Source organism: Arthrobacter sp. H14 (genome assembly GCF_000520495.1).
GTDB lineage: Bacteria > Actinomycetota > Actinomycetes > Actinomycetales > Micrococcaceae > Arthrobacter_C.
The window spans coordinates 20540-32765 of sequence record NZ_KI914656.1 but is presented as its reverse complement, the minus strand read 5'-3'; the positions used below and the strand labels follow the sequence as shown (position 1 = coordinate 32765).

Here is a 12226-nt window from a genome sequence, read left to right as displayed (position 1 = left end):
GTCGGCCTCGCCGCTTCGTCGTCGACGGCCCAGGTGCGGGCCACACTGGGGACGCGGGAGGCCGGCAGCGCCGCCGTCGTACTGGTGGGAACCAACGGCAGACCGGAAGCGGTTGTGGACGAGACGGCGCTGAGCTCGGTGCCGGCCGGCATGGCGGCGAATACACCGGCCAGTGCGGTGGCGCGGGCGCTGGCTCCGGGCGCGTATGTTCCAGCCTGGGCCGAGGGCCAGGAACTGGTTCAATACCTGGCCAAACTGGCTGGCAGCGAGTATGCCGTGATCGACCGGCGCGGACAGGTCACCGGCCTGCTGCATCAAGCTACGGTGGTAGCGGCGATCACCGGAAAGCAGCGCCGCCGGTTTGAATCAGAGAACTGAACCAACCCCAACAGAGGATGTGTCAATGAACAGCGGTTCCGAGCAGAAGGCCGTTAGGCTTGAACAGACCGGGAGCGAAGTGGCCTCCGGCGCTGATCAGGAGGAGCCCGGTCAGACCGCCGGAACCGGTGGACCGCACGGCGCCGAACAGCGGCGTGGTCCTTTCCGCGCCGGCGAGCGCGTCCAGCTCACGGACCAGAAGGGCCGCCGGAACACCATCACGCTCAAAGACGGCGGCGCATTCCATACGCACCGGGGTTTCCTGAACCATGACGAGCTGATCGGCCGTCCGGAAGGTTCCGTGGTCGCCAACACGACCGGACATGAGTATCAGGCCCTGCGCCCGCTATTGTCGGACTTCGTTCTTTCCATGCCACGCGGGGCGGCCGTCATCTATCCCAAGGATGCGGGACAGATTATTACGATGGCGGATATTTTCCCGGGTGCCCGGGTGGTCGAGGCGGGGGTCGGCTCAGGTGCACTGAGTATTTCCCTGTTGCGTGCTGTGGGAGACCACGGATTCCTGCACTCCTTCGAGCGGCGCGAGGAGTTCGCCGATATTGCCCGCGGGAATGTGGAAACCATATTCGGTGGACCACATCCGGCGTGGAAGATCACCCTTGGTGATCTCGAAGAACAACTGGGCGAAAGCGAGCAGCCGGGAACCGTGGACCGGGTTGTCCTGGACATGCTGGCTCCCTGGGAGTGCCTCGATGCTGTGGCCACGGCACTTGCTCCCGGTGGGGTGCTGATCAATTATGTCGCGACTGTTACACAGTTGTCCCGCACCGCCGAGGCCATCCGCGCGGACGGCCGGTTCACCGAGCCGGATGGTTTCGAGTCGATGGTCCGCGGCTGGCATTTGGAAGGGCTTGCAGTGCGCCCGGACCACCGGATGGTTGCGCACACCGGATTCCTGCTGATTACCCGACGGTTGGCCGACGGCGTGACGCCGCTGGCCCAAAAGCGCCGCAGCTCCAAGACTGGGTTCAGTCAGGAAGACTTGAATGCCTGGACACCGCAGGCTGTGGGGGAGCGGCCGGTATCGGACCGGAAGCTCCGCCGCGCTGCACGGGATGCGGCGCCGAAATCACAGGATCAGCTTCCACCGGCAACGGGGTCGGACACGGCTGCAGATGACGGAACGGGAACAAAGGATTCATAGCTGGGCGTTTTAACTTCACGGTCAGTGAAAATGACAGCTTGGCCGACTAGGGTCTAAGGGAGAGGCCATTTCCGGTCTCCGGCTGACCCGCGGAGTTGAAGCGCAGGAAGTAGGCGAGGCAGATGAGTCATCCGTCCGACGCAGATTCTAACCAGAGCCAACCGGTATCCCAGCAGGGCGGTTCCGACCCGTCCGCGACGCAGCGGAGTGGGTACGCCCCGGATCCAGCGGTGACCCAGCGGCAGCTTAACGTGCTGCGTGACAAACTGCGCCACGTCGACAAGCAACTGGCCGCGGCGACACAGCACAATGCCCGGTTGACCGGCATGCTGGAAGCGGCGAAGACCGAGATTCTCAAGCTGAAGGCCGCCCTCGAGCAGGAAGGTGCCGCCCCGTACAGTTTCGGGACCATCGTCCAGATCAATCCCGCGGCGCCCGCGCGCAAGGGCGGTTCCTCGCCGGACGCCACCGGCGTTGGCGCCGTTACGCAGGAAAGTGTCGACATTTTCAACTCGGGGCGCAAGGTCCGCGTTACGGTCAGCCCGCTGCTGGATTTCAAGTCCCTGGCGGTGGGCCAGGAGGTTCTGCTCAATGAGTCGCTCACCGTCATCGCCGGGCTGGGATATGAGCGCACCGGCGAGCTGGTGACGCTCAAAGAACTTCTTGGCAAGGACCGGGCCCTGGTCGTGGGCCGTTCCGACGAGGAACGGGTGCTTAGGCTTTCAGCCCCGCTGCAGACCGAAAAGCTCCGCATTGGCGACGCCCTCTCCATCGATGCCCGCACTGGCTATGCGCTGGAGAAAATTCCGCGCAGCGAGGTGGAGAATCTCGTGCTGGAGGAAGTACCGGATATCTCCTATGAGGACATCGGCGGACTCGGACCGCAGATCGAACAGATCCGTGACGCCGTCGAACTGCCATTCCTGCATCCGGATCTGTACCGGGAGCACGGGCTGAAGGCGCCAAAGGGAATTTTGCTCTATGGGCCGCCGGGCTGTGGCAAGACGCTGATCGCCAAGGCCGTTGCCAGCTCATTGGCCGCGAAAGCCGCGGAACGCAGCGGGCAGAAAGAATCACCCAGCTACTTCCTGAACATCAAGGGACCCGAGCTGCTGGACAAGTACGTCGGCGAGACGGAGCGCCACATCAGGCTGATCTTCGCCAGGGCACGGGAGAAGGCATCCGGCGGAAGCCCCGTCGTCGTTTTCTTCGATGAAATGGATTCGCTTTTCCGCACCCGCGGCACTGGCATATCCTCCGACGTCGAAACCACCATCGTGCCGCAGCTGCTCAGCGAGATCGACGGCGTCGAGCGGCTGGACAATGTGATCGTGATTGGCGCGTCCAACCGCGAGGACATGATCGACCCGGCCATCCTGCGGCCGGGACGGCTTGATGTGAAAATCAAGATCCAGCGTCCGGACGCAGAGGGTGCAAGCGAGATTTTCGCGAAGTACATCACCACCGAAATACCGTTGCATGAGCATGATCTGGCCGAGCACGACGGCGATGCCGCAGCCACCGTTGAGGCGATGATCCAGCGCACAGTCGAGTCGATGTACGCGACGGACAAGTCCAACGAGTATCTGGAGGTCACCTATGCAAATGGCGACACGGAGATGCTGTACTTCAAGGATTTCAACTCCGGTGCAGTCATCCAGAACGTGGTGGACCGGGCCAAGAAGAACGCCATCAAGGATCTGCTGACCACCGAGCAGCGTGGTCTGCGGATCGAACACCTGCTCACTGCGGTGACGGATGAATTCCGTGAGCATGAGGATCTGCCGAATACAACCAATCCCGACGACTGGGCGAGGATTTCCGGCAAGAAGGGGGAACGGATCACGTATATCCGCACGATCATCCAGGGCAAGGCCGGGCAGGAACCGGGCAAGAGCATCGAGACTACTGCCAATACCGGGCAGTATCTCTAGGGGGAATTCATGACCGTTCGCCGGGTAATGGGCACCGAAACTGAATACGGGATCCTCGCTCCCGCACTGCCGGGCGCCAACTCCACCGTGCTCTCCACGCAGATCATCAATTCGTATGCTTCCCTGCGCAATGCCAGTGAGGGCCGGTTGAGCGGTACCCGCTGGGATTACTCGGACGAAGCTCCGCTGACCGACGCGCGGGGTTGGGAGCTGTCCCGGGAAGATGCAGACCCGTCGCAGTTGACCGACGGCGGTGACGTGCTCGGTGCCGAAGGGGTCGCGCTGGCGGGCGGCCGGCTTTCCGAGAACGGCCTCTACACAGACGGCCCACTCAGTACCGGCGTCCTGATGAACATGGTGCTCAGCAACGGCGCCCGGCTCTACGTGGACCACGCCCATCCCGAATACTCCAGTCCTGAGGTGACCAATCCGAAGGACGCAGTCATCTGGGACAAGGCGGGCGACGCCGTCGTGCTGGCTGCACTGCGGAAAGTAGCCCGGACACCGGGGCTGGCAGCGATCAATCTTTACAAGAACAACACCGACAATAAGAGCGTTTCCTACGGTTCACACGAGAATTACCTGATGCCGCGTGAGGTTCCGTTCAACCGGATCACGGCCGGCCTGATCCCGTTCTTCGTGTCCCGCCAGGTCATCTGCGGGGCCGGCAGGGTCGGAAGGGGCCAGGACGGTTCGAAACCGGGTTTCCAGATCAGCCAGCGTGCCGACTTCTTCGAGGCGGAGGTGGGCCTTGAGACCACGATCCGCCGTCCGATTATCAACACCCGGGACGAGCCGCATGCCACTGCCGATAAGTACCGGCGGCTGCACGTCATTATCGGCGACGCAAACCTGAGCGAGGTATCGACCTATCTGAAACTCGGAACGGCATCACTCGTGCTTGATCTGATTGAGCACGGTGCCGCTCCGGTGCTGGAACTGGTGCAGCCGGTCCAGGCACTGCAAGCGATCAGTCATGACCCGTCGCTGCGCCGTACGGTGCAGCTCAAGGACGGCCGCAGCTTGACCGGACTGGAACTGCAGCGGATTTACTATGACGCCGCGGAGAAGCACTGCTGGCGGGACGGCGAACCGGATGCGGACACGGTCGAAATACTCGCGCGTTGGGGTGGTCTGCTGGATGTCCTCGAGGACGATCCGATGAAGGCCGCGGCCCAGGTGGACTGGGTGGCGAAACTGAAACTGCTGGAAAGCTACCGCCAGCGCGATTCGCTTGAATGGAACGACGCCCGGCTGGGCCTCATCGACCTGCAGTACGCCGATGTGCGGCCGGAGAAAGGCCTCTATCACCGGCTTGCCGCCCGCGGACAGATGGAGCGGCTGGTCACCGATGAGCAGATTGCCGCTGCGGTTTCGGAGCCGCCACACGATACGCGCGCCTACTTCCGGGGCAAATGCATTGACCATTTCGGCCGCGAAGTGGTGGGAGCCAGTTGGGACTCCGTCATCTTCGAATTACCCAATCACCGCCGCCTGCAACGCATCCCGACCAGGGAACCCCTGCGCGGGACCCGCGAGTTGACCGGACGGCTTTTTGACACCAGCGCCACGGCAGAAGAGTTTATTGACCAACTACTCGGCACCGAGCCGTGGGGCGTGGCACGATAAGTACTAGCGGACCGTCGCAGTCCGCGGCGGTACCGGGATTGAGGAGAAGATCATGGCAGCGCAGGAACACAAGAACACCAGCCAGCGAGCCGATGAGGCAGAAGTCGTGGAGGAGGTTCCGCCCGCGCCGGGTCCGGCCTCGGATGAGGCCTCCGCTGCGACAGAGGGCACCGACGACCTGCTGGATGAGATCGACGGCGTGCTCGAAACCAATGCCGAGGAATTCGTGCGTGGTTTCGTGCAAAAGGGTGGTCAGTGACCCGATGAGCGACGCGCAGCGTTTCGACCGGATTGCATCGGCAGCGACCATCTCATTCAGTGACCATCTGAGCCGGCACAACCCTGAACTGCTGCCTTCGAGCCGGAGCATGAATGCCGCTGGCGGCTCGTCTTCGCCGCAGGTCCCGCACGGGACCACTATCGTAGCTATGACGTTCGCCGGCGGCGTCGTCATGGCAGGTGACCGGCGCGCGACGATGGGGAACCTCATTGCCAGCCGCCACATCGAAAAGGTCTTCCCCGCTGATCAGTTCTCCGTGCTGGGCATCGCCGGAACGGCCGGTATCGCGATCGACATCACCCGTTTGTTCCAGGTTGAGCTGGAGCACTACGAGAAGATTGAGGGCACGCTGCTGAGCCTGGACGGAAAATCCAACCGCCTTGCCGCCATGATCCGTGCCAACCTTCCACTCGCCATGCAGGGGTTGTCAGTCGTTCCGCTCTTCGCCGGCTACGACACCGAGCGGAGGGAAGGACGGCTGTTCTCCTACGACGTGACGGGCGGGCGCTACGAGGAGCAGGAGCACCACAGCGTCGGATCCGGGTCCGCTTTCGCCAGGGGAGCGCTGAAGAAACTCTGGAAACCGAATCTGGACGAAGCCGCCGCCATTTCAGTTGCTGTGGAGGCACTCTACGACGCCGCCGACGATGATTCCGCCACAGGCGGGCCGGATATGGTCCGGCAATTGTGGCCGGTCGTCTACACCGTTAACAGCACCGGAAACCGCAAGGTCAGCGACCGCGAACTCGCGACGGCCGCCGAGGCGGTCATTGCTGAACGTTCCGTAGCCGGACGGGAGGCCTGACCATGACGCAGCAGTTCTACGTCTCGCCCGAGCAGATGATGAAGGACCGGGCGGATTTCGCCCGCAAGGGTATCGCCCGGGGGCGGTCCGTCGTCGTCATCAGCTGCCGCGAAGGCATCGCGCTTGTGGCGGAGAATCCGTCGCCGTCGCTGCGGAAAACCGGTGAGATCTACGACCGGATTGCCTTCGCCGCGGTCGGCAAGTACAACGAGTTCGAGAGTCTGCGCCAGGCCGGGGTGCGGTACGCCGATGTGCGCGGCTACTCGTATGACCGTGAGGACGTCACAGCCAGAGGTCTGGCCAGCGTCTACGCCCAGAGCCTTGGAGCGGTGTTTACCGCCGAATCCAAACCGTTCGAGGTTGAACTGGCCGTTGCCGAGGTGGCAGGCGAAGCCGGCAAGGACCACCTTTACCGGCTGACATTCGATGGTTCAATCGCCGACGAGAACGGCTTCATCGCCATGGGCGGCCAGGCCGAACGGGTACGGGATGTCCTTGACGGCCGGTGGGATCCTTCTGTGGGGTTCCCGGAAGCGATCAGGCTCGCTGTGGCAGCGCTCTCCGTGGACCGCAGCCAGCCGGCCGAGGGTACATCGGGCCATCCGCCCGCATCGGGGCGCAACGGACGGATGGACAACAACCATCGTGAAGGCAGCCAGTCCGCCTCCACCGAGCCGGCAGATCAGCCGCCCCGTAACGGTCAGCCAACAACGGCCGGAGTCCACCTGCTGGGAGCCGGCCTGCTGGAGATAGCAGTGCTGGACCGTGAACCTCTTTCGGAACGTGGCACGCGGCGGGCCTTCCGTCGCCTTGATGACGCCGAGGTCGAGCAGATCCTCGCGGGTGAGGCGGGCAGCTGAGTGGACCGGCGCATATTCGGAATTGAGACTGAATTTGGAATCTCGTATTCGGGGCCTAACGCACGGCCGCTATCACCGGAGGAAGTGGCGCGCTATTTGTTCCGGAAGGTCGTCAGCTGGGGACGTTCATCCAACGTTTTCCTGACCAACGGCTCACGCCTGTATCTCGACGTCGGATCACACCCTGAATACGCAACTGCTGAATGTGACGATCTGGCACAACTGATCGCCCAGGACCGTGCCGGAGAACTGATTCTGGACGACTTGGTGGACGAAGCGCAGGCGCGGCTGCTGAGCGAGGGATTCAACGGCACCGTCTACTTGTTCAAGAACAATACGGATTCGGCTGGCAATTCCTATGGCAGCCATGAAAACTATTTGATTCCACGGAAGGGCGAATTCACCCGGCTGTCCGAAATTCTGATTCCCTTCCTGGTGACCCGCCAGGTCCTTGTGGGGGCCGGGAAGGTGCTTAAAACACCACAGGGAGCACTATATGCCTTCTCCCAGCGGGCCGACCATATCTGGGAGGGCGTCTCGTCGGCGACCACCCGGTCCCGCCCCATCATCAATACCCGGGACGAGCCGCACGCGGATGCGGAACACTATCGGCGCCTCCACGTTATTGCCGGCGACTCGAACATGTCCGAAACCACGACCTTGCTCAAGCTGGGTTCGGTGGACCTGATCCTCAGGATGATCGAGGCCGGCGTCATCATGCGTGACATGAGGCTGGAAAACCCGATCCGGAGTATCAGGGAGATTTCGCACGATCTCACCGGCCGGCACCCGGTGCGGCTGGCGAATGGACGACAGCTCTCGGCGTTGCAGATCCAGCGCGAATACCTGGAGAAGGCCGTTTCATTCGTGGCCGCCAACGGCGAGCACACTCCGCATGTCAAGCGGGTCCTTGATCTTTGGAAGCGGACTCTCGACGCGGTCGAGTCACAGGACCTGTCGGGAATCGACAAGGAAATTGACTGGGCGATCAAGAAGAAACTACTCGACCGGTACAGCGAACGTAACGGGACAGATCTCGATTCGGCCCGGATGGCTCAACTGGACTTGACGTACCACGACATTTCCCGCCGTCGTGGGCTGTTCTTTTTGCTTCAGTCGCGAGGGGGAGCGGCGCGGGTGGTGGACGATATTGCAGTCAAGGCCGCTGTCGAAACTCCACCGCAAACAACCCGGGCCAAACTGCGGGGAGACTTCGTGCGCCGGGCCCAGGAGACCGGCAGGGACTTCACGGTCGACTGGGTCCATCTCAAGCTCAACGACAGGTCACAGCAGACCGTGCTGTGCAAAGACCCCTTCAAGAGTGTCGATGAGAGAGTCGAAGCGCTGCTCCGGAACATGTAGCGGGGCAGCCGGAAAAACCGGTGGAGAAAATTCGGGGCTTCAGCCGTTAAGATGGGAGAGGCCTGTCAATCTACCGGATGGGCCCGATGCGGCCGCGGCCGTCCCTTCCGACAACGAAAGTATTACCTGTGCGCAAAATTCTTGCCCCCCTCCTGGCAGCTGCCTTGCTGCTGACCGCCTGTGGCGGTAGCGAGGAAGAAGCAAAGCCGCTGGATTCCCTCGAGGTTTCGGCCACCGAAGAGGGGAAGGCGCCTAAAGTTGAATTTGATACGCCCCTGAAGGTTCCCGAGCAGATCATCAAAAAACTGAGCGCTGGCGACGGCGCTGAGATCGAACCCGGACAGACCTTGTCCCTGCGGATGAGTTCCTTCAATGCGAAGGACGGCTCGACCATCGTGGAAACCTACACCTCAGCAGCCGGCGACGATCTGGCACTGGATGACCAGATGAAGAACGGTAATCCGAAACTGTACAACGCCCTGGAGGAAGCAAAGGTGGGCTCGCAGTTCGCCTTTGCCGTTCCAGGAGTCAAGGGAACAGAAGGCGCGCAATCGCAACCTGCGCAGCTGCTGGTTTTCACCGTTGAGAGCGCCGAAGACGTTGAGCCGCCGCTGGAGAAGGCCGAAGGCGAAGCTGTGGAACCGGCGGAAGGCCTGCCCACCGTCAAGGTCAATGCCGAGGGCGTTCCGGAGATCACCATTGATGACTCCGCCGAAAAGCCCGAAGAACTTGTGGCCCAAACGCTGATTAAGGGCGACGGCGCCGTCGTCACCGAATCAGATACTGTCACCGCCCACTATGTTGGCGTTCAGTGGAGCAACGGCAAGAAATTCGATTCCAGTTGGGACCGGGGACAGCCTTCCGACTTCCCGCTGACCGGAGTGATCAAGGGCTGGACGCAGGGTCTAACGGGCAAGACCGTCGGTTCGCGGGTCCTGCTGGTGATTCCGCCGGAACTTGGTTATGGGGAAAATCCGGCTTCAGGCCAGCCCGGCGGGACGCTGGTCTTCGTCGTCGACATTCTCGGTGTCAGCTAGCGGCAACCTGCTGCAAAGCATTATCAACTCAAGCGATCAAGGAGCACTCATGTCATTTGGACAGCGGCAGTACGACCGTCAAAAACCTGAAATCGACTTCCCGGAGCACGAAGTCCCGACCGAACTGGTCATGAAAGATGTGATTGAGGGCGACGGTCCCGAGGCAAAGCCCGGAGACACCGTGTCCGCCCACTACGTCGGCGTCGCATTTTCCACCGGGGAGGAGTTCGACGCCTCCTGGAACCGCGGTGCCCCATTGGACTTCAAGGTCGGGGCCGGCCAGGTCATCCAGGGCTGGGACCAAGGGATCCCGGGCATGAAGGTCGGCGGACGGCGCAGGCTGGAGGTCCCCTCGGCGATGGCTTACGGCGACCGCGGCGCTGGCTCGGTCATTGCTCCCGGTGAAGCGTTGATCTTCGTCGTGGACCTGATGGGGGTCCGCTGACCGGCACGGCAGTCAATCGTTGAAGGGGGCGGCACCGCTGGATATCCCAGCCGGAGCCGCGCCCTTTCTCGCCCCTGAGTGCCCACGGTAGTAACGTAACTGGCGTGTCTGCACCTCGCACCGAACGCTTACTGAACCTGATCATCGCCTTGCTCGATACGCGCTCCGGACGCAGCAAGGAGTTTTTGCGCCGGAACATTCCGCAGTATAAGGATGTCGCCAGCACGGAGGCCTTCGAGCGTACCTTTGAACGCGACAAGGCGGATCTGCGGGATCTGGGAATCCCCATCACCTCCTCCAGCAGCGATGCGTACTTCGAAGATGACAAGGCGAGCACCGTCTACCGGATTCCCAAGGACGCCTACAGCCTTCCGCCCGTGAGGTTTACGACCGAAGAAGCGGCTGTACTCTCGCTTGCCTCACGCTTGTGGCAACAGGCATCCCTGGGATCAGCGGCTGCACGGGCAGTCCGGAAGCTGCAGGCCAGGGGAGTGGTGCCCGAAACAGATTCGCTTGTAGGTATCGAACCCCGGATCCGCACTGCTGAGCCCGTCTTCGATGACGTCTTCAAGGCCGTGACAATGCACCGGCAGATCGAGTTTGATTACTTGGCCGCCAGCACGCAGCAGCAACGACGGCGGCGTGTGGAGCCGTGGGGTATCGGAGAAAAGTACGGGCACTGGTATCTGGTCGGCTCCGACCTTGACCGGATGGCCGAACGCACTTTCAGGTTGTCCCGGATGGTGTCGGAGGTGATGATCAGTGAGACGACCTTCGACCGACCCCAGGATTTCGACGTAACAGCGTCGCTGTCACGGCTGGACAATCTCCAGGCGCCGGAAACAGCTGTTCTTCGGGTGCGGGCGGAAACGGCGCAATCGCTGCGCCTCCGGGGCGACGTCTCCCCGTCAGGAGTCGACGGATGGGATGAGATCCGCTTCGATTACGCCGACACCGAAGTAATGGCCGACGACATCGCATCCTACGGTCCCCATGTGCAGGTCCTCGCGCCTCCGCAGCTGCTGGACGCCGTCGTACGCCGGTTCTGTGGAGTGTTGGAAGCCGCCCAAGAGCCTGTGCCGGCGATATCTTTCAACGAACCTGACCAGCCTCCCCGCACAAAGACCACCTCCATTGACCGGCTGCAACGCCTGCTGGACATGGTGCCGTATCTCCTGGAGACGCCGGGCGCTGAACTCTCGGCGACGGCGGCGAATTTCGGGATCAGCGAAAAACAGCTGGTCAAGGACCTGGAATTGCTTTTTGTCTGTGGTTTGCCCGGCCACGGCCCGGAGGATCTTATCGACGCGACCTGGGAGGACGGTGTGATAGATCTCCGGAATGCCGACGAACTGTCGGACCCGGTGCATTTCAGCGTGGAGGAGGCCTGCGCCCTGATCGTAGGACTGGAAACACTTTCCACCGTTCCTGTCGCCGCCTCCGGAGCCGCGCTTGAATCGGCTCTGGCCAAGATCACAACTGCGGCGGGGGAGTCCGGAAATCTACGGTCAGTCATAAAGGCCGATATTTCCCCGCGGACCAGCACGGAAACCATGGAGGTCATCCGCAAAGCCATTGACGAACGCCGGCGGCTGCGGATCAAATACGTGGTTCCGCACCGGGATGAACTCACCGAACGGGCCATCGACGCGATCCGGTTGTTCTCCGCGGATGACCGCTGGTACGTAGAGGCGTGGTGCCTGGAGGCAGAGGCCATCCGCAACTTCCGGCTGGACCGGATCCGCTCCATCGAAGAAACCGGAAGCCCGTCGGCGGAGCACACCGCCGCCGACTCAAGTTTTCCCAGCAACCTGTTTACGCCAGGCGAGGACGACGTCGAAATCACTGTCCTGCTGAACCGGCGGGCGCGGTGGGTGGCGGACCAATACAACGCCGAACGGACAGCCACCTTGCCTGATGGAACGGGTGCCGCCCGGTTCCGGGTCGGAAGCACCTCCTGGCTGCCGCAATTGACCGCCCGCACCGGCGGTGATGTGCGTGTTATTGACCCGCCCGATGTCGCCACCCAGTGTCTCGAATGGGCCCGGACCGCCCTGCAGCAATACGGGGCTGGTACGGCAGTTGGACAGGGCGAAACCGGGGCGTCTGAGGCAGGCCGCTTTTCGATAGACTAAAGGTATGTCTTGGTGGTTCTGGATTCTTCTGTGGGTTGCGCTGGTCGCCATGGCTCTGCTGTTTTTCGCCGTGCTCGGAGTCAAGCTGTTCAGGGCATTCACAGCGCTGCTGCGCGAGTTGGAGGAAGCCGGAGACCGACTGGGCCGGCCCGGCGAAATTGAGCCCCTCCTGGCGGAAGAAGCGGGCATCGGCGGG

At 62.3% G+C, this 12226-nt stretch carries 10 protein-coding genes and 2 pseudogenes; all 12 read left to right on the top strand.

Translation table 11 applies throughout. The features are described 5' to 3' along the window. Window positions 1–378, top strand: a pseudogene (locus tag Y707_RS25660) (site-2 protease family protein); the annotation flags it as partial. 25 nt (window positions 379–403) lie between these two features. Further along, entirely contained in the window at window positions 404–1543 is a 1140-nt protein-coding gene (locus Y707_RS25655; protein ID WP_081744835.1) for a tRNA (adenine-N1)-methyltransferase, read from the top strand. 230 nt (window positions 1544–1773) lie between these two features. Further along, window positions 1774–3477, top strand: a complete 1704-nt coding sequence (gene arc / locus Y707_RS0112620; protein WP_442853295.1) for a proteasome ATPase — start codon at window positions 1774–1776, stop codon at window positions 3475–3477. Between the two features lie 9 nt (window positions 3478–3486). Next, complete coding sequence (dop, locus tag Y707_RS0112615; protein ID WP_051441949.1) at window positions 3487–5106, top strand: depupylase/deamidase Dop; 1620 nt, start codon at window positions 3487–3489, stop codon at window positions 5104–5106. A gap of 52 nt (window positions 5107–5158) precedes the next feature. Beyond that, a complete protein-coding gene (locus Y707_RS0112610; protein WP_026535369.1) occupies window positions 5159–5365 on the top strand; it encodes a ubiquitin-like protein Pup in 207 nt (68 codons plus the stop codon). 4 nt (window positions 5366–5369) lie between these two features. After that, window positions 5370–6191: a proteasome subunit beta gene (prcB, locus tag Y707_RS0112605; protein ID WP_026535368.1), complete on the top strand. Its 822-nt coding sequence runs from the start codon at window positions 5370–5372 to the stop codon at window positions 6189–6191. Between the two features lie 2 nt (window positions 6192–6193). After that, entirely contained in the window at window positions 6194–7051 is an 858-nt protein-coding gene (prcA, locus tag Y707_RS32845; RefSeq protein ID WP_026535367.1) for a proteasome subunit alpha, read from the top strand. Beyond that, window positions 7052–8413, top strand: coding sequence for a Pup--protein ligase (gene pafA / locus Y707_RS0112595; protein WP_026535366.1), 1362 nt, complete (start codon window positions 7052–7054; stop codon window positions 8411–8413). A gap of 128 nt (window positions 8414–8541) precedes the next feature. Next, window positions 8542–9450 carry an FKBP-type peptidyl-prolyl cis-trans isomerase gene (locus tag Y707_RS0112590; protein WP_026535365.1) on the top strand — a complete coding sequence of 303 codons (909 nt, stop codon included), beginning with the start codon at window positions 8542–8544 and terminating at the stop codon, window positions 9448–9450. Between the two features lie 49 nt (window positions 9451–9499). Then, complete coding sequence (locus Y707_RS0112585; RefSeq protein ID WP_026535364.1) at window positions 9500–9895, top strand: FKBP-type peptidyl-prolyl cis-trans isomerase; 396 nt, start codon at window positions 9500–9502, stop codon at window positions 9893–9895. A gap of 104 nt (window positions 9896–9999) precedes the next feature. Beyond that, on the top strand, window positions 10000–12030 hold the full coding sequence (locus tag Y707_RS25650; protein ID WP_051441947.1) for a helix-turn-helix transcriptional regulator: 2031 nt from the start codon (window positions 10000–10002) through the stop codon (window positions 12028–12030). Window positions 12031–12034: 4 nt separating this feature from the next. Then, a pseudogene (locus Y707_RS31480) lies at window positions 12035–12226 on the top strand (hypothetical protein); the annotation flags it as partial.

Bases quoted from the DNA above. Each gene is read 5' to 3' on its own strand.
- Y707_RS0112585 (WP_026535364.1), top strand. From the start codon at position 9,500: ATGTCATTTGGACAGCGGCAGTACGACCGTCAAAAACCTGAAATCGAC.
- prcA (WP_026535367.1), top strand. From the start codon at position 6,194: ATGACGCAGCAGTTCTACGTCTCGCCCGAGCAGATGATGAAGGACCGG.
- prcB (WP_026535368.1), top strand. From the start codon at position 5,370: ATGAGCGACGCGCAGCGTTTCGACCGGATTGCATCGGCAGCGACCATC.
- Y707_RS25655 (WP_081744835.1), top strand. From the start codon at position 404: ATGAACAGCGGTTCCGAGCAGAAGGCCGTTAGGCTTGAACAGACCGGG.
- dop (WP_051441949.1), top strand. From the start codon at position 3,487: ATGACCGTTCGCCGGGTAATGGGCACCGAAACTGAATACGGGATCCTC.
- Y707_RS0112610 (WP_026535369.1), top strand. From the start codon at position 5,159: ATGGCAGCGCAGGAACACAAGAACACCAGCCAGCGAGCCGATGAGGCA.